Source organism: Methylobacterium sp. J-048 (assembly GCF_022829515.1).
In the GTDB taxonomy this organism is placed as follows: domain Bacteria; phylum Pseudomonadota; class Alphaproteobacteria; order Rhizobiales; family Beijerinckiaceae; genus Methylobacterium.
In genome coordinates this window covers 23,650-43,224 of sequence record NZ_JAKSYL010000122.1, presented here as the reverse complement: position 1 = coordinate 43,224, position 19,575 = coordinate 23,650, and the positions used below count along the sequence as shown (strand labels likewise).

Sequence of the window (19,575 nt, the reverse complement as noted above, 5' to 3'; positions counted from 1 at the left end):
ATGTCCGATAGGCCCACGCGCGCAGGCCGAGGGACATGATCGTCCGGGGTTGATCGATGAGGCGATTGCAGGCGTGGCAGAACCGGTCGACGATGTCGTCGTAGGCTCGCCGGTCCTCGTAGGCTCGCCGGTCACCTGCCCGAGACTACCGCATCAATGAGCGTCGGGCCTTCCAGGCTACTGGCGCCCGTCGCTCATCCCGATCTCATACGTCCTATGGAACCTGCCTTCACCGAAAGGTCGAAGAAGCGGCAGCCCGAACGGTGTCGCCATTTTTGCCGCAGACCTCAAAATTCGGGAAACGTACTCAAGTATTCCGATCTTGAGTACTATTCTAAGCCGCACCGGCTATTGACGAGCTTCAGCAGCCTTTGAACGATGGCACGGGTGCCGTGTAGCCTCCGCTGCCGCTCGCCGATGGGAGGGTTGCCCGTGGGTCGTTTGTTCTTCCTCGCGCTCGCTCTCGTCATGGGGACGGCCGCGCAGGCCCAGGTCGGGGCCGGCAACGGGATCGGCAATTCCGGAGCCGGCAACGGCAATGGTAACGGCAACGGCAGCAACAACACGCTGGCCGCCGCGGCCGCGGCGGGGTCGTCGAGTTCGGTGAGTGTTGGCGGCGGCAGCGGACGGAACACGCCGGGCGTTTGGGCGCCGGGGCTGGCGGCGGCCGGGATCGAGAGCTGCCTCGGCAGCGCGAGCGTCGGCGGGGCCGGTCCCGGGATCGGTGTCACGATCGGGAGCACAATGACCGACAAGGGGTGCAACCTGCGTCTCTACGCGCGGACCCTGTACAGCCTCGGCCACCGGATCGCGGCCACGCAGATCCTGTGCAACGATCCCGACGTCGCCCTGGCGCTCGCCGTCGAGGGCGTGCGCTGCCTCGCCGGCCCCGGCGCGGAGACGCAGCGGGCCGTCGGCTTCTCGCCCTCCGGGGATGATGCCGCGGTCGCCGACCTCGGCAGGGATGCCCGATCCGAGTTCGAGCCTCCTCTTCCCCGCCCCGCCTCGATCAAGCGGCGCCGGCGCGCCCAGGCAGAGCCACCCCGCTGACCGGCGTCGTCCGCTACGGCGTGAGGCGCGGGGATAGGGTGCGCCCGGGCCGGACCGGTGTGGCGGTCGTCACGCGGGGCGTCAGCAGCATCGCGATCTGGGTCCTGTTGTGCAGTCCGAATTTGCGCATGATGTTGCCGATATGCGTTTTCACAGTATTGGCCGAGATTCCCATCTCGTAGGCGATACCGTCATTCTGTGCGCCGAGAGCGATATGCCGGATGATCTCCTGCTCGCGTGCGGTCAAGGCCAGGCGGGTGTCGGCGAGAACGGTTCGCGCGCACGGTTGGACCATCGTTACCTCCTTCTGCGTCGGAGCTTATCCGACAAACCCATCATTCCATTTTGAGCGCTTCGACCGGGTCGAGCCGGGAGGCTCGGTGGGCCGGGTAGTATCCGAAGAACAGGCCGACCAGCGCCGAGAACCCGACCGATAGGACGATCGCCTGCGCGTCGATGACGGTCGCCCAGCCTGCCGACCGGGCGACGGTCAGCGAGATCCCGGTGCCGACAACGACGCCGGCGAGACCGCCCAGCAGACAGAGCACCAGGGCTTCCGCGAGGAACTGGAGCCGGATGTCGGCCCCGCGCGCGCCGACCGCGCGGCGGATCCCGATCTCCCGGGTGCGCTCGGTCACGGTGACCGTCATGATGTTCATGATGCTGATGCCGCCGACCAGCAGGGACACGCCCGCCACGGAGGTGAGCAGCAGCGCGATGGTGCGGGTGGCGCCACGCTGGGCGTCCATCGCGGCCGCCGGGTCGGACACCTTGAAATCGTCCTCCTGCCCGTCGAGGATCCGGTGACGCTGGCGCAGAAGCTCCTCGATCTCCGTCCGCGCCCGCACCATCGCCTCGTCCGAAACGGCCTTGGCCACGATGTAGGCGACCGCGTCGCGGTTGACGCCGCTGGCGCTGCCGAGAAACCGCAGCTTGGCCGTCTCCAAAGGGACGAAGACGACGTCGTCCTGGTCCGGCCCCTTGGCGTCGAGCACGCCGATCACTTCGAAGGGCACGCTCATGATGCGCACCTCGGCCCCGACCGGGTTGTCGCGGGCGAACAACTCCTTCGCGACCGCACTGCCGAGGATGGCGACCTTGGCCGCGGTGTTCTGCTCGGTCCCGTTGAAGTAGCGGCCGCCCGACAAGGTCCAGTCGCGCACGAGGAAGTGCCCGTTCGTGGTGCCGTTGACGGTGGTGTTCCAGTTCTGGCTCTCGCGGACGATCTGCGCGCTCCCCGACAAGGACCCCGCCGCGACCCGGATCTGCGGCACCTGCTCCATGATCGCCGCGACGTCGCCCTCCGTCAGCGTCAGGCGGGTCCCGGCCTTCAACCGGACGCCGTCCTTCCGGGCGGCTCCAGGATTGACCATCAGGACGTTTGCGCCGACCGCCCGGATCTGCTCGGCGACCCGCCCCTGTGCGCCGCTGCCGATGGCCAGCACCGTCACCACCGAGGCGACGCCGATGACGATGCCGAGCATGGTGAGGAAGCTGCGCATCGGGTTCAGGCGCAGGGACCGCAGCGCGACCAGGAGGGTCTGGGACAGGCTCATGCGGCATCCGCCCGCCTGGATCCCTGACGCACGTCGTCGACGACCCGGCCATCGCGCAGGTGAACCGTACGCGCGCAATGGGCCGCCACGGCGGCGTCGTGGGTGATCATCACGACGGTCTGCCCGCCGCGATTGAGCTGGCGGAACAGGTCGAGGATCTCCGCGCCGGTCCGGCTGTCCAGCGCCCCGGTCGGCTCGTCGGCCAGGAGGACCGCCGGTTCGCCCACGAGGGCGCGCGCGATCGCCACCCGCTGCTGCTCGCCCCCCGAGAGCTGCGAGGGGAAGTGCGCCTCCCGGATCGACATGCCGACCGATTCCAGGGCGGCACGGGCGCGCAGGCGGCGCAGGCGCGGCGCCACGCCGGCATAGATCAGCGGCAACTCCACGTTCTCCACCGCGGTGCTGCGCGGGAGCAGGTTGTAGGATTGGAACACGAAGCCGATCCAGTCCCGGCGCATCCGAGCCCGAGCGTCATCGGACAGCCGCGCCGTGTCCTTGCCGTCGAGGCGGATCGAGCCCGAGGTGGGGCGATCGAGGAGCCCGACCATGTTCATCAGGGTGCTCTTGCCGGATCCGGACGGGCCCATGATCGCGACGCAATCGCCCGCCTCGACCCCGAGGGTGATGTCGCGAATGACCGGCACCGACACGGTCCCCACCTGGAACGTCCGGTGCACGGCTTCGAGCGAGAGGAGCGACATCTCAGAACCCCAGCCGCACGCCGAACAGGCGGCGGCCCGTCCGCATCTCGGCTTGCCCGACCACGACCTCGCTGCCTTCGGCGAGGCGGCCGCCTGCCCGCAGCGCGACCAGGTCCGCGCTGGTCGATCCGGTTTCGACCCGGACGGCTTCGAGGCTCCCGTCAGCGGCCCGCACCCAGACCGCGGGGGCGGCCGGATCGCGGGGCGCGGTGCCTTCCGGTCGGAATCGCAGGGCCGCCAGCGGCACCTTCAGGACGTCCTCGTCCTTGTGGATCGTCAGCTTCACCAGCGCGGTCATCCCGGGCAGGAGCAAGCCGTCGCGATTGTCGGTCTTGAGGACCACCGTGTAGGTGACGACGTTCTGCGTCATGAGCGGCGCCTTCCGGACCTGCCGGACCACGGCCTCGAACCGCCGGCCCGGATAGGCGTCCACGCCGAACGTCGCGCGCTGCCCCGCCGCGACCCGGCCGATATCGGTCTCGTCCACGCGGGCATGGACTTCCATCTCGGCGAGATTCTTGGCGATGTTGAAGGCGGTGCGAACCTCCAGGCCTGCCGCCAGCGTCTGACCCTGGTTGACGAAGCGGCCGACCACCACGCCATCCGTGGGGGATCGTATCACCGTCCGGTCGAGGTCGATCTCCGCGCCCTTGAGGCTCGCCTGGCGTTGAGGCACCGCCGCCCGGGCTTGCGTGAATTCGGCTTCGAGGCGCCGAACCTCCGCCACGGCGGCCTCCACCGCGAAGCCGTTGAGGTCGAGAATCGAACTCGCTTCCCGAGTCTGCGCCTTCCGGGAAGCCAGATCGGTCTGAGCTTCTTCCAGGGACGCCGGTGAAGCGACCTCGCGCGACCGCAGGGTCATCTTCCGGTCGAGATTGCGCTCGGCCGCGAGTTGCACCGCCTGGGCACTCTCGACCTTGGCCTGAAGGACCGCCTTGTTGCCGCGGGCGTTGTCGAGATCGATCCGGGCCCGGTCGAGACGGGCCTGCTGAACCTTGACGTTGGCCAACGCCATGTCGAGGGCCGCGCGATTCTCCTCGACTTTGGCCTTGAAGCTGCGCTGGTCGAGTTCCGCGAGCGGATCGCCGAGGCGGACCCGGTCGTTGAAATCGACGTACAGCCGGGCGATCTGCCCCGGCAGCTGCGAGCCCACTTCGACCGTATCGACCGGCTGCACAGTGCCCGTGGCGGTGATGAGTTGCTCCAGGGAACCGCGCTGGATCGGAGCCGTGATGAAGCGACCCGCCTCGAATGCCGGGGCGGCAGCCTCGTTGACGGCAGCCGCTGCCGGCGATCCGCGCTGCGTCGACTCGAACAGGCCGACATCGGGATTGGCGTAGGTGAGCAAGGCAAAGGCGGAGATCGCCGCGATGCCGAGCGACATCAGATTGCCGGGCAACCAGCGCGCCATCTGCGAGACCTCCCACCTGTCCGCTTCGTATGTCCGGTAAGGCCCGGATCTCGCGGATTCGGCCCGGATCTCTGCCCCGGCCATCGCTCTTGGTTACAGAGATTGTCGCGCTTGGGAACTCACCCCGAACCCGTAAGTGTTTGTACTTATATCGTCCTCTCTGAAGTTTTATTCTGTCAAACCTGAAGAATTTTTCTAGAAACGTCTGAATTTAAATAATCAAATAAAACAGATTGCTGCGCGGCGACTTTCATATTCGTCTAATAGATAAAACAGAAATAAATTAAAAGAAATCTAAATCATCGACAGTCGCGCGGCTCTGCGCACCAAAGTCTGAACGCACGCGCAGCGAGTCTTCGACATGACCTTGGCGCGGTGGATTTCCACGGTGCGGTAACTGATATCCAGTGCCTGCCCGATCTCCTTGTTGGTGCGTCCGAGGAGGACGTGGTGAAGGACATCGCGCTCGCGTCCCGTCAAGCGGTGAACCTGCGCGGCGAAATCCGCGTCGTCGCTGGTCGGCCGGGTGCCATCGTCCCCGACGAGGGCCGTCCGGACAGCGTCGAGCAGGAGGGCAGCCTCGAATGGTTTTTCCAGGAAGTCGCAGGCCCCGAGCTTGATGGCCCGCACCGCGGTCGGCACGTCCCCGTGCCCGGTCATCATCACGACGGGTACCATCGAGCCGGCGGCTCGGAGGCGCGCCAGCATCTCCAATCCATCGATGTGCGGCATGCGCAGGTCGGCCACGATGCAGCCGTTCAAGCGGCCGGGCTCCTCGATCAGCGTGGCCGCCCCGGTATGCTCGACGACGCGATGCCCGAACACCCCGAGGAGGAGCGCGAGCGAATGGCGCATCGCATCGTCGTCGTCTACGACGTGGATCGTCGGAATCGAGACCGCCTTCATGTCAGTCCTCAGCCGCGGGCAGGGTGAATCGGAACGTGGCGCCCCCTAAGGCGGAGCTGCCCACGGTGAACGTGCCGCCATGCGCAAGCACGATCGACCGGCTAACCGACAATCCGACGCCCATTCCGGTCGACTTCGTCGTGACGAAAGGCAGAAACAGCGTCTCGGCGACCGCCTCTGCGATACCAGGCCCGCTATCCGAGACGCTGATGCAGACGAAGCCATCGCCGTGTGCGGCTGCGACGATCGCCAGGTGCCGACGTGCGCTGTCCCGTAACGCCTCGCAGGCGTTACGGATCAGGTTGACCAGAACCTGCTGAATCTGCACGCGGTCGGCGAGAACGCGGATCCCTGGCGGCCCCGGATCGATCCGCGCCTCGACGCCCTGTTCCCGGGCTCCGACGAGGGCGAGATCGCAGGCATCGTCGATGAGCCCCGCGACGCTCTCCAGCCGCCGGTCCGTCTCGCCCCGGGTCACGAAGTCCCGCAGCCGTCGGATGATCGCCCCCGCCCGCTGCGATTGTTTGGCTGCAGCGGCAAGCGCTGTGCGCGCCGCGTCGATCTGCGCGTTTCCGGGCTCCGCGAGGAAGTGGTCGCACGCAGCCGCGTAGTTGCTGATCGCTCCGAGCGGCTGGTTGAGTTCGTGAGCGAGGGCCGAAGCCATCTCGCCCATGGCGGAGAGCCGCGAGACGTGGATGAGATCGGCTTGGAGGCGCTGCAGGCGCGCCTCGGCTTGCCGGTGCTCGTCGATACGATAGACGATGCCGCGGAAGCGGGTCATGCGCGCACCGCCACCGATCTCAGCCCGCCCGTGGGAGCGCACCCAGCGTAACTCGCCGTCAGCTTGGCGAACGCGATACTCGATGCTGTAGCGGCCGCCGTGTTCCAGCGCCCAGCGAACCGCCGCGGCCCGGGCGGCGCGATCTTCGGGATGCACGACAGCCTGGAAAGCATCGTGATCGGGCAGGCACCGCGCCGGAACGCCAAGCACGTGGTGGCAATTCTTGGAGATGGCGACCCGGCCGGTCGCGGGGTTCAGTGACCACGTGCAGATACCGATCTCGTCGAGGGTCTCGCGCAGGTCGCGCGCCGAGAGGCCGTGCTGGGCTTCCGTTCCCCGACCAGATCGCGTGCGTTCCGATCTCTGCACCGCCGCGTCTCCCCTCCGTCGTTGCGGACGACATCAACATCGCGGCTCGTAGCCGCTTACTTAGGAATATACGTTGAATTCACCAAAATCAAAACCGGTATTATTGTCCAAGATGTCGGCATTAGATCAAATGAAATACCATGATTATTGAATATCATGATGTGTATTGATCAAATAATTTTACGATTGCTCGATAATATGGAAAATAACGGAGCGATTTGCCGAAGACTAATGCGGTTCATTATCCAAAAGGCGTAGCCAACACAGGTTAGCTCAGATTTACGGCTATTCATCGCCGGACCCACGCTGCAACCTGAACGTGTTGTTCAACCCGAGCAACGCACCGCATGTCCCAACCCGCAAATGAGATTGGGCATGCATCGGACAGGAGGAATGCGCGATGAGGACCATCCTACTCTCGGCCGTCGCCGCTCTCGCCCTCGCCGGCATGCCCTCGCTGGCGTCGGCTCAGGTGGTGGGTAACGGCAATGGCAACGGCAACGGCAACGTCGGTTCCGGCAACGGCAACGGAAACGGCAACGCGAATGCCGGCTCGCTCAACGGCAACGGCAACGGCAACCTCAACCTGGGCAACCTGAACGGCAACCTGAACGGGAACGGCAACATCGGATCGGGCAACGGCAACCTGAACGGGAACGCCAACTTCGTCGGCATCGGCAACGGCAACGGCAACGGCAACCTGAACACTGGCAACCTGAACGGTAACCTGAACGGTAACCGCAACGTCTTCGCCGTCGGCAACGGCAATCTGAATGGCGTCAACAACCTCGGCAGCTCCAACGGCAACCGGAACGGCAGCCGGAACTCGCCCTTCTGACGGTACGCCTCGGAGGCCGTAAGGCAGCCTGCCAAAGGCTCATCAGGTGATGGCCGTCTGTGCTTGGACGGCCATCGAGGGACGGATGCGCGTCAGCAGTCGCTCGACGCAGAACAAGGAGCAGCGTGATGAAGTCTCCACTCCTTCCCGTAGCCCTTTTTGGGCTGATCAGCGCAGCGGCTCTACCAGCGCAAGCCCAGATCTTCGCCATTGGGAACGGTGTCGGTAATGGAAACGGCAACATCGGATCCTTGAACGGCAATAGCAACGGCAACTGGAACATCGGCTCCGGAAATGGCACCGGCAACGGTAACGGCAGCGGTACGCCCATCGTGAACGGCAATATGGGCGCGTTCAATTCCGGATCGAACAATGTCGGCGCCTTCAACAGTGGAACGGGCAATGTCGGCGCGTTCAACGGCATCGGGAACACCGGTGCCGGCAACGGAAACGGCAATATCGGCGCCTATAACGGCAACTACAATTCCGGCTCGCACAACGGCAACGGCAACGTTGGCGCCGGCAATGGAAACTTGAACGGCGGCAGCAGCAACGGCAACGGCAACATTGGTAGTGGGAATGGAAACCTCAACGGGAACACCTCCCTGCCGTCCCTCTTCCGCCGGTAAGGCGTCCACCGTCGAAGCTGGCACCGTTCAGGCGGCGGCGCGCGTCTCGAAATTCGGGACGGGCGCATTTCCCGTCCGCACGCGACCGGAGTCGCCCCGAGGAGGGCGACGCATCTGATGGAGCCGAGAGCCGTGCATCGAACCCTCGCTGTTCTCGCGCTCAGCCTGCTCGGGCTCAGCGCGGCCCAGGCCGCGCCCGGCCGCGTAGCCGCCCTCGCAGAGCTGGCACGAGATCGGCCCCATACGCAGATCTCACCGGTCGGCTCGGGCAACGGCAATGGCAATGGCAACGCCGGCTCGAATAACGGAAACGGCAATCAGACGAACGGCAACGGAAATTTCGGCACCGGGAACGGGCACGGCAATAGCGGCCGGAACGCGCCCCGGACCTGAACGTCCTCCGATCAATCCCATCCTGCTGTGCCGGCTGAAATCTCCCGCGGATCGGCGCGCGAAACATGTCGAGCGGCGTTAATGCGGGCTGCTCGGATCGGTGTGGCTTCTAAAAAGACCGTGTTTGTCACCATCGTCTAGCCGACCGTAACTGGCGATAATCGCTGTTGATTGACTATGATTTGGAGATATTATATTCGGTGAAAAAATTAGCAATAAAACGCCTGGCACGGAGCGCATCCGATGGAAATGCCTTGCCGGATATGGGGTGGACGCATGTCGACAGCGCTCGCTCTGACGTTATCGCTGTCCCTACCTGCCTTCGCGCAGAGTGAGGACGGTCGCCGCCGCTCGGAGCCCACCGCGCCCGTCAGCCGAAATGATGCGGATTCGACGCAAGGCACAACCTCGGATCTCCTGATCAGAACCCATGACGCCTCCGGAACGATCGGCGTAGCGCTCCCTCTGGACATCAAGCTGGTCCGCGTCCGGAATGTCTATATCGAAGCGATCAAGCTGCTTGGGCTTCCCCGCGGCGTCACGATCAGCGACTCGACCAATACGTTTTCGTCGACCAGCGACAACAACGACGTCGATGTCAGCGCATGGGATCTTTCGAAGATCCAGATCCTGCAGGGCGACGAGCGCGAAAGCAGTTTCCCGCTCGCCGTCGCGGCGATCTGGACTCCGGAATCCGGCGGACACATCGATGTCACGTCGAGCCGCCTCACCGTCAATTTCATACCGGAGAGCATGAGCCGCGACATGGCGGCCCGCGGCGACGCGCCGGGCAGTTCCGGGCGGCGTTCCGCTCAAATCGGGGAGACGGCGCCGCCCCTCCAGGCCTTTGCCGTTGTCGCCGATTCCGGCGCGCCGCCCTCCGATGTCTTCGTGCCGGAACCCGCACCTGTCGCCCCCCGTGAAGCAATCACGGCGCCCCCCGCAATTGCCGAGAGGAAACCCGGCGCCGGGACCGAGGCTACGAGCGTTCCACGCCCTGCGGTGCCCGCGCGTCCGGCGACGGTGGCCGACCCGCTGGTCGAGCGTGCCAGGGGCCTGATCCGGCTCGGCGACATCAGCGGTGCCCGGCTCCTGCTGGAGCGCGCCCAAGCGCGCGACGCGCCGAACGCGACCTTCCTGCTGGCGCAGACCTGGGACCCGGCGATGCTGCGGACCTGGAAAGTGCGCGGCCTGCGGTCGGATCAAGACCTCGCCCAGAGTCTGTACGCGAAGGCCGCGCGCCAGGACCGGGCGGACGAGCGGCGCCTGGCCGCCACAGGTCGCTGAGGACGCGCAAACCACGGACAGCTGACAGATCAGCGGGGGACGTATTCATGCCGAGGCTCGCCAGATTCGCCGCCTTCTTCGGGCTTGCCGCCCTGGTGGCAAGTCCCGCCGCGATGGCAACCGATGCATCATCGGCGCACCCCGATTCCGTGACGGAGGCCATCCTCGGCGACCGCATGAACGCGAACACCGTCACGGTGGTGACGGGAACCCCCGGCGGGACCTATTTCCGGATCGGTGCCGACCTAGCCTTCGCGCTGGACGACGGCGACAAGCTGCGGGTCCTGCCGATCCTCGGCAAGGGTGCGGGCGAGAACGCCTACGATATCCGATTCCTGAAGGGCGTCGATCTGGGCTTCGTCCGTACCGACACGCTGGAACAGCTGCGGCAGGATAAGCGCCTGAAGAACATCGAGCGGCACATCCAGTTCATCGCCAAGCTGTTCAACGACGAGCTGCACATCATCGCGCCGAACGCGATCCGGACGATCAGCGATCTCGCCGGGAAGCGGGTCAGCTTCGACGTCAAGGGCAGCGGCACCGATTATAGCGGTCGCGCGATGTTCCGCGAGCTCGGCATCGGCGTGGAGGCGGTCAATGTCGACCAGCCGACCGCCCTCGAAATGCTGCGCAAGGGTGAGATCCAGGCCGTCGCCTCGGTAGCCGCCAAGCCCGTGGCCTTCATCGCGGGCTTCGACCCGGAAGACCGCTTCCACTTCGTCAGTGCGCCCTATCCCGATGCGATCAACGACGCCTACGTTCCCGCCACCCTGACGCAGGCCGATTATCCGAAACTCGTGAACGGGGACGCGATCGAGACCGTCGCCGTCGGCACGGTCCTGGGGGTCTACAACAGCCCGCGGGGATCGCCGCGCTACGAGAAGCTCGTCCGGTTCGTCGACGCCTTCTTCGGCCAGTTCGACAAGTTCCTGGCCCCGCAGCGGCATCCGAAATGGCGCGAGGTCAACCTGGCGGCCTCGGTGAACGGATGGACGCGCTTCCGCCCCGCGCAGGAGTGGCTCGATCGTCACCACGAGCAGGACGTGGCCTCTCAACCGGATCTCGACCGCTTCTTCCAGGCGCAGGCCAACCGGCAGGCCGGAAAAGAAGAAATCTATCAGGCCTATCTGAAGTGGCGCCAGGCTCGATGACAGCATCGAGAGGTTTTGAGGGGCCGACGCGTCGCACCCAACGCCTTTCGTCTGAGTCCGAGTCAGCTTGCATGACCGATACGTTTGGCGCTGATCCTCCGGGTTCCGCAGAGTGTCGGGAGCGTCATGCTCGCTCGCCCGAACCTTACGGTGGAAGACCTTCGGCTTGCAGCGCGATCAAGGACTGCCCTTCAAGCGTCACCCCAGGGCGAGGGCGGCCGGCCGGGGGGCGACGCCGGCGCCGAGATAGAACGCCTTCACGTCGTCGCGACCGCGCAGGGAAGCGGCGCTGCCTTCCAGCACGCTGCGGCCGTTCTCCAGCACCACGGCCCGGTGAGCATGGCGCAAGGCGAGCCGGACATTCTGCTCGGCCACCAGCAGCGAGAGGCCCTCATCGCGGTTGAGGGCGGCGAGGATCCGGTAGATCTCCTCCACGATCTTCGGCGCGAGGCCCATCGAAGGCTCGTCGAGGACGAGGAGTTTTGGACGGCCCATCAGGGCGCGGCCGATCGCGGCCATCTGCTGCTCGCCGCCGGAGACGAGGCCCGCCGCGATGGCGCGCTTCTGCCTGAGCCGTGGAAACAGGTCGTAGACCCGCTCCAGATCCGCCCGAAGCTCGCTACGCGAGGCACCGCGCCCGAGGCCGCCGGTGACGAGGTTCTCCTCGATCGTGAGCGCGCGGAAGCAGTGGCGCCCTTCGAGCACGCCGACGAGGCCGCGGCGCACCAGAGCGTCGGTGCGGCTGTGTCCGACATCCGCGCCCGCGTAGGTGATGCGCCCGCCCGTGACCTGCCCCCGCACGGCCGGCAGGAGGTTGGAGATCGCCCGCAACAGGGTGGTCTTGCCGGCACCGTTGGCGCCGACCAGCGCCACGATCTCGCCCGCGTCGACATGGAGATCGACCCTGTCGAGCGCACGGACCGCACCGCCGTAGCGGGCCTCCAGCGCCTCGACGCGCAGGAGGGTGTTGCTGGCCGCTTGCGTCACCGGCTTTCCGCCGCCGCGTGCTCGGCCGAGGTATTCCTGGTACCGGCATCCGCCTGTTCCTCGGCGGCGCAGTCGCGCGGGGTCAAGCCGTGCTCCTTGGCGTAGGCCGTGGACGAAGCCTCGATGATCGGGCGCAGGCTGGCCCAGTCCGGGGCGATCCAGTCGGAGACGACCTTCCATTTCGCGCCGTCCCATTGCTGGAAGGTGACGCGGCCCTCGCCCTCGTGGTTGGCGCAGGTGACGTTGATCGAGTGGAACAGACCCTTGGCGCCGAGTTCGGCCACCCGGGCCTCGTCGATGCGCAGATGCTCGAAGCCCCAGCGGACCTCGTCACCGGTCAGCGTGCGCTTGCCGAAGCGTCCTTGCGCGATCCGCACCGCCTCGACGTTGAGGATGCCGTTGAGCACGCCGAGATTGTGATAGACGCTGCCGATGCGCTTCTTGTCCGCCAGATTGCCGTTCCCCGGCTCGTAGACCTTGCGGACGATCTCCTGGATCACCGGGTATTCCGTACCGGACGCCTGGGTGGTGATGGCGACGTAGCCCTTCGCGGCATCGCCGGCCGGGATCGCGTCCTCCTCCGAGTTCGACCAGACATTCCCGACGATGTGGTCCACCGGGAAGCCGGTTTTCTGGGCGGTCTTCAAAGCGACGGGGTTCATCACGCCCCAGCCGCGCAGGACCACGAAATCGGGCCGCAGGCGCCGGATCGTGAGCCATTGTGATTGCTGCTCGTTGCCGGGATGCGGCACCTCGATCTGCTCGACCTTGAAACCGTAGGTCTTGGCCAGCGTCTCGAAGATCGGGATCGTCTCCTTGCCGTAGGGCGAGCCGTGGTAGAGCACCGCGATCGTCTTGCCCTTGAGCTTGTCCAGGCCGCCAGCCCGGGTGCCGAGATACGCGACGATGCCGCTGGTCTCGCTGTAGGGATTGAGCAGGAGCGGGAAGACGTAGGGAAACACCCGCCCATCGGTGGAATCGGTGCGGCCGTGGTTGATGGTGATCAGCGGCACCTTGTCGGCGGTGACCCGGTCGATCATCGCGTAGGCGATGCCCACCGAGAGCGGGTTCCTGGCGGCGATGCCGGGCCGCGACTTCAACCGCTCGTAGACTTCGACGCCGCGCTCGACCTCGTACTGGGTCTCGCCCTCGCTCCAGGTCAGCTTGACGCCGTTCACGCCGCCGTCGCGGCTGTTGATGAGGTTCAGGTAGTCGATGAAGCCGCCGAAGAAGCCGGTGCCGCCGGCCGCGTAGGGGCCGACGCGGTAGCTCTGCAGCGGAAAATACTGCTCGTCGGCCTCGGCTGCGCCGGCGAGGCCGAGCAGGGCGGCTCCGGCCAGGAGGGCGGCGCGCATGCGGGGTCCTGACATCATCGGCGTCTCACAATCTTCTGGGTTGGAAAAACATCAGTCCGCCCGACCCCGAAGCCGGCCAACGGCGCGGTCGAGGAGGGCGGTCAGGCCAGCAGGCTCGCGGATCAGCACGGCGACGATCAGCGTCCCGAGCACCATGCGCTGGCACATCTCGAGGGTGCCGGAATCGAAGCCGTCGCCCAGCATCGCGGCGCCGAGACGCGCCAGCACCAGCGGCAGGACGACGATGAACCCCGCGCCCAGAAAGGCACCGCGCAGGGTGCCCAGCCCGCCGATGATGACGATGAACAGGATCTGGAACGAGCGATCGAGGTTGAAGCCGGCGGGTTCCAGCGTCCGCAGATAGGCGAAGGCCCAGAGCACCCCCGCCACCCCGACGATGAACGACGAGAGCGCGAAGGCGAGCAGCTTGGTGCGCGCCACCCGCACGCCGGTGATCCGGGCCGCAATCTCGTGATCGCGGATCGCCACGAGGTCACGGCCGGTGGGCGACCGCACCAGCCGCCACGCCGCGAAGCTCAGCAGCGCGACCACCGCGAGGGAGAACAGGTAGCGCCCGCGGGCATCCTCGAACGAAATGCCCGCCACAATCAGGCGCGGCGCAGAGACGATCCCGGACGGGCTGTCGTTAGACAGCCAACCGATGCGGTTGAGCGCCCAGGCGACGAAGAACTGCACCGCGAGCGTCGAGACCGCGAGGTAGAAGCCGCGCAGCCGCAGGGCCGGCAGGCCGGCGATCACCCCGGTCAGGGCGGCGACGCCCCCGGCGATCAGGATCACGACCGGAAGCGGCAGGAACGGCAGGCGCAGAGACAGGTTGAAGGCCGCGTAAGCGCCGACCGCCATGAACGCTGCGGAGCCGAGGGACAGCAACCCGGCATAGCCAGTCAGCAGGTTCAGCCCGAGACCGGCCAGTGCCAGCGCCAGGAACGGGGTCAGGATCGCCTCGTACAGGTAGCTCGTGCCGATGAGCGGAACGATTCCGACAGCGACCAGAGCCACCAGCGCCACGCTGGTGACGCCGGCGGGGAGGGTGCGTTGCGCGCCGACGGACGCGATTCCAGCCATCGGCTCAGACCCGCTCGATGGTGCGCAGGCCGAGCAGGCCCGAGGGCCTGATCAGCAGGAAGGCGAGCGCGGCGACATAGGCGATCCAGCCCTCGATGCCGCCGCCGATGATCGGGCCGAGATAGACTTCCGACAGCTTCTCCGCCGCGCCGACGATCAGGCCGGCCAGGATCGCACCGGCGATCGAATCGAAGCCGCCCAGCACCAGCACCGGCAGGGCCTTGAGCACGACCAGCGACAGGGAGAACTGAACGCCGAGGCGCGCGCCCCACAGGAGGCCCGCCACCAGGGCGACGAGGCCGGCGGCGATCCAGACGGCCGACCAGATCCGCGGCAGGCGCAGACCGGCATTCAAGGCGGCCAACGGGTCGTCGGCGACCGCCCGGAACGCGAGCCCGATGCGGGTGTAGCGGAAGAACGCCGTGAGACCGGCGACCATAAGCCCGGCGATCCCGGCGGCGAACAGATCGAACCGGCTGACCAGCACGCCGCCGACCTCGAACGGCGTATCGTCGATGCCGAGATCGAGCCCGTGCACCTGCGTCCCCCAGGCGAGCTGTGCCGCGCCCTCGATGACGTAGGACACCCCGAGGGTCGCCATGAACAGGGTGATCGGCGGCTGGTTGACCAGGGGCCGGAGCACCGCCCGCTCGATCGCGAGCCCCAGCACGACCATGACTGCCAGGGTCGCCGCGAGGGCGCCGGCGAAGGGCAGCCCGCGCTCCAGCAGGCTCACGAAGGTGAGCGCGGCAAACAAAACCATCGCCCCCTGGGCGAAGTTGAGCACGCCGGAGGTCTTGTAGATCAGCACGAAGCCGATCGCCACGAGGGCGTACATCACGCCCGACAGCAGGCCGCCGACGATCACCTCGATGAGGAAGGCGAGATCCGGGTTCACGCAGCGTCCTCGTCCGCGACATCCTCGGATTCGAGGCCGAGATAGGCGGCGATCACCTTCGGGTTCGCCTGAACCTCGGCCGGGGTACCGGTGGCGATGCGGCGGCCGTGATCCAGCACGGTGACCCGGTCGGACAGGCGCATGACGACGCCGATATCGTGCTCGATCAGCACGATCGCCGTGCCATAGGTCTCGCGCGCCGTGCGGATGAAGCCGCTCATCTCGGACTTCTCGGTGGCGGTCATGCCGGCCATCGGCTCGTCGAGCAGCAGCAAGCGCGGGCGGGCGACCAGGGCGCGGGCCAGCTCCACCCGCTTTTGAATGCCGTAGGGCAGGCTGCCGGCTCTTCGTTCGGCGAACGAACCGAGTTCGAGAAGTTCGATCACCGCTGCGGCGCGCGCCAGATGTTCGCGTGCCTCGCGACGGGCCGAGGGCAGGCCGAGGAGCTGTGCGGCGAGGCCCGCTGTCCGGTCCCCTGCGAGCCCGGAGAGGATGTTGTCGCGCACGCTCAAGCCGGCGAAGAGCGCCAGATTCTGGAAGGTCCGCGCGACGCCGAGAGCGGCGAGCTGTCGGCTCGGGACCCGGGCGAAGGATGCGTCGCCGATCCGGACGCGCCCGGCCTGCGGCGCGTAGAGACCGCTGATCGCGTTGATCAGCGACGATTTTCCGGCCCCGTTCGGCCCGATCACGGCGTGGATCTCATGCGCCTTCACGGACAGATCGATCTCCGCGAAGGCGACGGTGCCGCCGAACGCCAGCGACAGCCCTTCGACCGCCAGGATCGTGCGGTCCGCCTCACGCGCCGGACCGCCCCGCCGCGACGACCGAGCGTCGCTCAGTTGCGCGACCTCAGAGCGGTTTTGCCGTCTCAGCACTGGCACGGTTCGCTGTGAGGCATCCTGCATCCGAACGTGCCCGCGCGCAGACCCGTCACCGGCTGCGTCAAGATCAAGAATAATGATGCCGCAATCATTACGTCGATTGAGCATCGGTGTGAGGTTCTTTATTCCGGCACTGAAGTATAGCTAGTCTTCGACACGCGAGTCAAAGGCAGGATAATCTCTTGTATGAAATGCTTCGAGCCTGGTTTTTTGCGGCTTCAGGGGAGAAGAGAAAATTTTCCATTTCCCGATGCGAGCCAGCGGTTCCGAGGCAGCCTCAAGACACGCTGATTTGCGCGAACCGCGTCACGCCTGCAGGGGGTGATCAGAGCCGAAGCCACGGGCGTCGTGTCGGATCGCGCAACCGGGGTGACCTGCATCCACGTGCGGACCAAACGTGGCCCGTCTCGATGCGGGTGTCATGACTGTACGGCGCCCAGGATACAGCGGATGCTAGGCGAGCGTCGGTGCGCATTTTCTCGCCCGAAAGCCTATCAGACCGGGCGGATCGAAGAGAGCAGCACAGAAACAATCGCATTTTTCATTTAAAAAAAGCGTGATTCTTCACGTCTTTAAACTCAAAGTTGATAAAAATCGAACCGATGTCGCACATGACAACGCTACTTTAGATTTACCTCTCCGATGATATCTTGACGCCTTAATTCTTGAGCCGAATCGCCTGACACCGGACGTCGTTGATGCGCCTGACCATAAGAATTCGCCTCATCGCGCTTCTCAGCGTCTTGGGCGTCCTGTTGTTGGGCGCGACGGCACTCGGCAATCTCGCGCTCTACTGGAACACGAAGAGCCTGCAGACGGTCTTCGATGATCGCGTCGTTCCGCTCGGTCAGTTCAGCGGCTTGCGCGACGCCTACGACGCCATGGTCGAGGCGTCGCGATCCGTGCGGGACGGGAAGACCGATCCACGCGCGGGCATTCAGACTATCCAGCGCGAACAGGCCAACGTGAAGCGGCAATGGGCCGATTACCTCGCTACCTATCTGACACCTGAAGAGAAGGTTCTCGCAGCGGACCTTCAGGCGCAGATCGACCGGAACGACCCGCTCATCAGCGATCTGGTGCGACACGCCAATGCGAACGCGATGAGCGCCTATACCGATGCGCATGCCGCGCTCCTGAACGCGATGACGCTGACTCATGCCGCTCTCGGCAAGCTGACGGCCTTGCAGATCGGGGTGGGGCGCGAGGAGTTCGAGCAGGCGCGGACGACGTCGGGCTGGACGGGCGCCCTGCTCGTTGCCTCTCTCGTCCTCGCGACCATCGCCATCGCGTACGGAATCGTCACGGTCTTGATGCAGGTGGCGCGGCCCCTCACCGGCATGACGGCCACGATGACCCGCCTCGCCGCGGGGGATATCGAGGCGCCGGTCGCCGGCGCGGACCGTCAAGACGAGATCGGCGCCATGGCCGGGGCGGTGCAGGTCTTCAAGGACGCCCTCATCGCCAAGCGCCGGGCGGACGCGGATGCGGCTGTCGAGAACGAAGCCAAGAATCGCCGTGCCCAGGTTCTGGACGAGGCCACGCGTACGTTCCGCGCCGAAGTCATGAAGATGACCCAGGCCCTGTCGGCCGCCGCGGAGGAGATGGAGGCCACGGCCCAGGCGATGAGCCGGACAGCCGACCACACGGCGGCCCAATCGCTCAGCGTCGCAACCGGGGCGGAGCAGACCTCGGCCAACGTGCAGACCGTCGCGGCGGCCAGCGAAGAACTTGCGGCGTCGATCAGCGAGATCAACGTCCAGATCGTCCGATCCTCCGATATGGCGCAACGCGCCGCCACCAACGCCGTCCAGACCAACACGATCATGCGGGAACTGGCGGATGGCGCCCAGAAGATTGGGGCGGTGGTCGAACTGATCACCGACATCGCCGCGCAGACCAATCTCCTCGCCCTCAACGCGACGATCGAGGCGGCGCGCGCCGGAGAGGCGGGGCGCGGCTTCGCGGTCGTGGCCGGCGAGGTCAAGGAACTCGCCGCGCAGACCGCGAAGGCCACCGAGACGATCTCTCACCAGATCATCGCCATCCAGGGCGAGACGCGCCGTGCCGTGGAAGCCATCCAGGCGATCTCGGCGACCATCGTGGAACTCCGCGCCATCGCAGTCGGCGTCACCGCGTCGATGGAAGAGCAGGGGGCGGTCACCCAGGAGATCGTCCGGAGCGTCACGCAAGCGGCTCAGGGGACGCAGGCGGTGACGACCAATATCGGCGCCGTCACCGCTGCCGTCGGCGAGACCGGAAATTCCGCGTCGCAGGTGCTGGCCGCCGCGACCGACTTGTCCCGTCAGTCGGAGCGGCTGACCGAAGGCGTCGCGGATTTCCTCACCAAGGTTCAGGCGGCCTGAGACGAGCGCTACGCAAAGGTCCGCTCCGGCAGCCGCATCAGCGGCTCGCCCATGCGCAGGCGTGCGCCCTCCTGCAGGGCCGGCCACAGGGTGAAGCCCGGCGGGGCCAGCACCACGATGGTCGAGCCGTGCTCGAACCAGCCCATCTCCGCGCCTTTCTCCAGGCGGGCGGTGCAGGGCAGGGGGCGCCCGCCGGTGCGGCGCAAAGCGACGCCCTCCGGCAGGAAGCCGAGGCGCAGGCCCGCCACCAGGATCGCGGCGACCGGCACGAGGGTCACGGCGTGGCCGGCGATCCGCAGGCGCAGCACCGCCCGCTCGTTGCGGCAGAACAGGGCCTCGACCCGCTTCAGTGCGATCGGGTTCACGTTCCACGTGTCCCCCCAGATGTGGCGGACCGATTCGACCCGCAGGTCGTGGGGGGCGTGGAAGCGGTGATACATCCCGGCGGTCAGCCGCAGGGTCGCGTAGGCGCCCCCTTCATGGGCGCGGGCCAAGTCCGCGTCGCCCCCCAGCAGATCGGTGAGGCTGTAGGACAGGCCCTTGATCTGGAGCAGCCGGCCGGCCTCGATCCGGCCATGCGCACCCAGGATCGCGTCGCTAGGGCTCACCAGGATCGTCGGGTCCAGGGCGATTGGGCGGGCGCCGGGGCGCAGGGCGCGGACGAAGGCCGCGTGAAGGCTCGGGAACTCGGTTTCGGCTGCGTCGCTCAGATCGACGTCGCAGAACAGGCGCCAGGTGGCGATCGAGACATCGCGCACCAGCGGCTGCTCGATCCGGCTGAACCAGCCCATGAACCGGGTGGCGAGCCGGCGCGGCAGCCGGTTGGTGAGCAAGAAATTGAGATCCTCCTGGGCGCCGACCTGCGCCAGGGCGCGCCGCAGCCGCGATCCCGCCGAAACCGTCATCATGCCGTGAACCGCCTCCGATACG

At 66.4% G+C, this 19,575-nt stretch carries 19 protein-coding genes; 7 read left to right on the top strand and 12 right to left on the bottom strand.

Annotation, left to right across the window (positions count from 1 at the left end):
• Positions 1–432: 432 nt before the first annotated feature.
• Complete coding sequence (locus tag MKL09_RS10460) at positions 433–1,050, top strand: hypothetical protein (RefSeq protein WP_244019990.1); 618 nt, start codon at positions 433–435, stop codon at positions 1,048–1,050.
• Positions 1,051–1,063: 13 nt separating this feature from the next.
• On the opposite strand, the gene MKL09_RS10455 is transcribed toward MKL09_RS10460, so the two are convergent.
• The 6 genes from MKL09_RS10455 to MKL09_RS10430 all read right to left on the bottom strand — a co-directional run bounded on the left by MKL09_RS10455 (position 1,064) and on the right by MKL09_RS10430 (position 6,774).
• Positions 1,064–1,345 (bottom strand): response regulator transcription factor, encoded by a 282-nt coding sequence (locus MKL09_RS10455; protein WP_244019989.1) that lies wholly within the window; start codon positions 1,343–1,345, stop codon positions 1,064–1,066.
• A 40-nt stretch (positions 1,346–1,385) separates the two neighbouring features.
• Positions 1,386–2,606 (bottom strand): ABC transporter permease, encoded by a 1,221-nt coding sequence (locus MKL09_RS10450; RefSeq protein WP_244019988.1) that lies wholly within the window; start codon positions 2,604–2,606, stop codon positions 1,386–1,388.
• Positions 2,603–3,307: an ABC transporter ATP-binding protein gene (locus MKL09_RS10445; protein WP_244019987.1), complete on the bottom strand. Its 705-nt coding sequence runs from the start codon at positions 3,305–3,307 to the stop codon at positions 2,603–2,605. Before MKL09_RS10445 ends, MKL09_RS10450 begins: the two co-directional genes overlap by 4 nt.
• Position 3,308: 1 nt before the next feature.
• On the bottom strand, positions 3,309–4,718 hold the full coding sequence (locus MKL09_RS10440) for an efflux RND transporter periplasmic adaptor subunit (RefSeq protein WP_244019985.1): 1,410 nt from the start codon (positions 4,716–4,718) through the stop codon (positions 3,309–3,311).
• Between the two features lie 294 nt (positions 4,719–5,012).
• Positions 5,013–5,624, bottom strand: a complete 612-nt coding sequence (locus MKL09_RS10435; protein WP_244019983.1) for a response regulator transcription factor — start codon at positions 5,622–5,624, stop codon at positions 5,013–5,015.
• Position 5,625: 1 nt separating this feature from the next.
• Positions 5,626–6,774 (bottom strand): sensor histidine kinase, encoded by a 1,149-nt coding sequence (locus MKL09_RS10430; protein ID WP_244019981.1) that lies wholly within the window; start codon positions 6,772–6,774, stop codon positions 5,626–5,628.
• A gap of 448 nt (positions 6,775–7,222) precedes the next feature.
• On the opposite strand from MKL09_RS10430, the gene MKL09_RS10425 reads away from it, so the two are divergent.
• From MKL09_RS10425 to MKL09_RS10405, 5 genes are all read left to right on the top strand, one after another.
• On the top strand, positions 7,223–7,612 hold the full coding sequence (locus tag MKL09_RS10425; RefSeq protein WP_244019980.1) for a hypothetical protein: 390 nt from the start codon (positions 7,223–7,225) through the stop codon (positions 7,610–7,612).
• 128 nt (positions 7,613–7,740) lie between these two features.
• Positions 7,741–8,241, top strand: coding sequence for a hypothetical protein (locus MKL09_RS10420; RefSeq protein ID WP_244019978.1), 501 nt, complete (start codon positions 7,741–7,743; stop codon positions 8,239–8,241).
• Positions 8,242–8,373: 132 nt separating this feature from the next.
• Complete coding sequence (locus MKL09_RS10415) at positions 8,374–8,634, top strand: hypothetical protein (RefSeq protein ID WP_244019976.1); 261 nt, start codon at positions 8,374–8,376, stop codon at positions 8,632–8,634.
• A gap of 276 nt (positions 8,635–8,910) precedes the next feature.
• Complete coding sequence (locus tag MKL09_RS10410) at positions 8,911–9,921, top strand: hypothetical protein (RefSeq protein ID WP_244019975.1); 1,011 nt, start codon at positions 8,911–8,913, stop codon at positions 9,919–9,921.
• A gap of 113 nt (positions 9,922–10,034) precedes the next feature.
• Entirely contained in the window at positions 10,035–11,072 is a 1,038-nt protein-coding gene (locus MKL09_RS10405; protein ID WP_409566918.1) for a TAXI family TRAP transporter solute-binding subunit, read from the top strand.
• Positions 11,073–11,270: 198 nt separating this feature from the next.
• On the opposite strand, the gene MKL09_RS10400 is transcribed toward MKL09_RS10405, so the two are convergent.
• Genes MKL09_RS10400 through MKL09_RS10380 form a run of 5 tightly spaced genes read right to left on the bottom strand, consistent with a single transcriptional unit; the run spans position 11,271 to position 16,273 of the window.
• Positions 11,271–12,059 (bottom strand): ABC transporter ATP-binding protein, encoded by a 789-nt coding sequence (locus MKL09_RS10400; protein ID WP_244019973.1) that lies wholly within the window; start codon positions 12,057–12,059, stop codon positions 11,271–11,273.
• Positions 12,056–13,414 carry an ABC transporter substrate-binding protein gene (locus tag MKL09_RS10395; protein ID WP_244019972.1) on the bottom strand — a complete coding sequence of 453 codons (1,359 nt, stop codon included), beginning with the start codon at positions 13,412–13,414 and terminating at the stop codon, positions 12,056–12,058. Before MKL09_RS10395 ends, MKL09_RS10400 begins: the two co-directional genes overlap by 4 nt.
• A gap of 51 nt (positions 13,415–13,465) precedes the next feature.
• On the bottom strand, positions 13,466–14,500 hold the full coding sequence (locus tag MKL09_RS10390) for a branched-chain amino acid ABC transporter permease (RefSeq protein WP_244019971.1): 1,035 nt from the start codon (positions 14,498–14,500) through the stop codon (positions 13,466–13,468).
• 4 nt (positions 14,501–14,504) lie between these two features.
• Complete coding sequence (locus MKL09_RS10385; RefSeq protein WP_313901177.1) at positions 14,505–15,398, bottom strand: branched-chain amino acid ABC transporter permease; 894 nt, start codon at positions 15,396–15,398, stop codon at positions 14,505–14,507.
• A complete protein-coding gene (locus MKL09_RS10380) occupies positions 15,395–16,273 on the bottom strand; it encodes an ABC transporter ATP-binding protein (protein ID WP_244019970.1) in 879 nt (292 codons plus the stop codon). Before MKL09_RS10380 ends, MKL09_RS10385 begins: the two co-directional genes overlap by 4 nt.
• A 704-nt stretch (positions 16,274–16,977) precedes the next feature.
• On the opposite strand from MKL09_RS10380, the gene MKL09_RS10375 reads away from it, so the two are divergent.
• Entirely contained in the window at positions 16,978–18,645 is a 1,668-nt protein-coding gene (locus MKL09_RS10375) for a methyl-accepting chemotaxis protein (protein ID WP_244019969.1), read from the top strand.
• Between the two features lie 8 nt (positions 18,646–18,653).
• Here the strand turns inward: MKL09_RS10375 and asd are convergent, their stop codons facing one another.
• A complete protein-coding gene (gene asd / locus MKL09_RS10370) occupies positions 18,654–19,553 on the bottom strand; it encodes an archaetidylserine decarboxylase (protein WP_244019967.1) in 900 nt (299 codons plus the stop codon).
• Positions 19,554–19,575 lie beyond the last annotated feature (22 nt).

What these genes read in the sequence shown, in the direction of transcription:
- MKL09_RS10455 (WP_244019989.1), bottom strand. Translation starts at nt 1,345, where the DNA reads ATGGTCCAACCGTGCGCGCGAACCGTTCTCGCCGACACCCGCCTGGCC.
- MKL09_RS10450 (WP_244019988.1), bottom strand. Translation starts at nt 2,606, where the DNA reads ATGAGCCTGTCCCAGACCCTCCTGGTCGCGCTGCGGTCCCTGCGCCTG.
- MKL09_RS10445 (WP_244019987.1), bottom strand. Translation starts at nt 3,307, where the DNA reads ATGTCGCTCCTCTCGCTCGAAGCCGTGCACCGGACGTTCCAGGTGGGG.
- MKL09_RS10440 (WP_244019985.1), bottom strand. Translation starts at nt 4,718, where the DNA reads ATGGCGCGCTGGTTGCCCGGCAATCTGATGTCGCTCGGCATCGCGGCG.
- MKL09_RS10435 (WP_244019983.1), bottom strand. Translation starts at nt 5,624, where the DNA reads ATGAAGGCGGTCTCGATTCCGACGATCCACGTCGTAGACGACGACGAT.
- MKL09_RS10425 (WP_244019980.1), top strand. Translation starts at nt 7,223, where the DNA reads ATGCCCTCGCTGGCGTCGGCTCAGGTGGTGGGTAACGGCAATGGCAAC.
- MKL09_RS10420 (WP_244019978.1), top strand. Translation starts at nt 7,741, where the DNA reads ATGAAGTCTCCACTCCTTCCCGTAGCCCTTTTTGGGCTGATCAGCGCA.
- MKL09_RS10410 (WP_244019975.1), top strand. Translation starts at nt 8,911, where the DNA reads ATGTCGACAGCGCTCGCTCTGACGTTATCGCTGTCCCTACCTGCCTTC.
- MKL09_RS10405 (WP_409566918.1), top strand. Translation starts at nt 10,035, where the DNA reads ATGGCAACCGATGCATCATCGGCGCACCCCGATTCCGTGACGGAGGCC.
- MKL09_RS10395 (WP_244019972.1), bottom strand. Translation starts at nt 13,414, where the DNA reads ATGCGCGCCGCCCTCCTGGCCGGAGCCGCCCTGCTCGGCCTCGCCGGC.
- MKL09_RS10390 (WP_244019971.1), bottom strand. Translation starts at nt 14,500, where the DNA reads ATGGCTGGAATCGCGTCCGTCGGCGCGCAACGCACCCTCCCCGCCGGC.
- MKL09_RS10375 (WP_244019969.1), top strand. Translation starts at nt 16,978, where the DNA reads ATGCGCCTGACCATAAGAATTCGCCTCATCGCGCTTCTCAGCGTCTTG.
- asd (WP_244019967.1), bottom strand. Translation starts at nt 19,553, where the DNA reads ATGATGACGGTTTCGGCGGGATCGCGGCTGCGGCGCGCCCTGGCGCAG.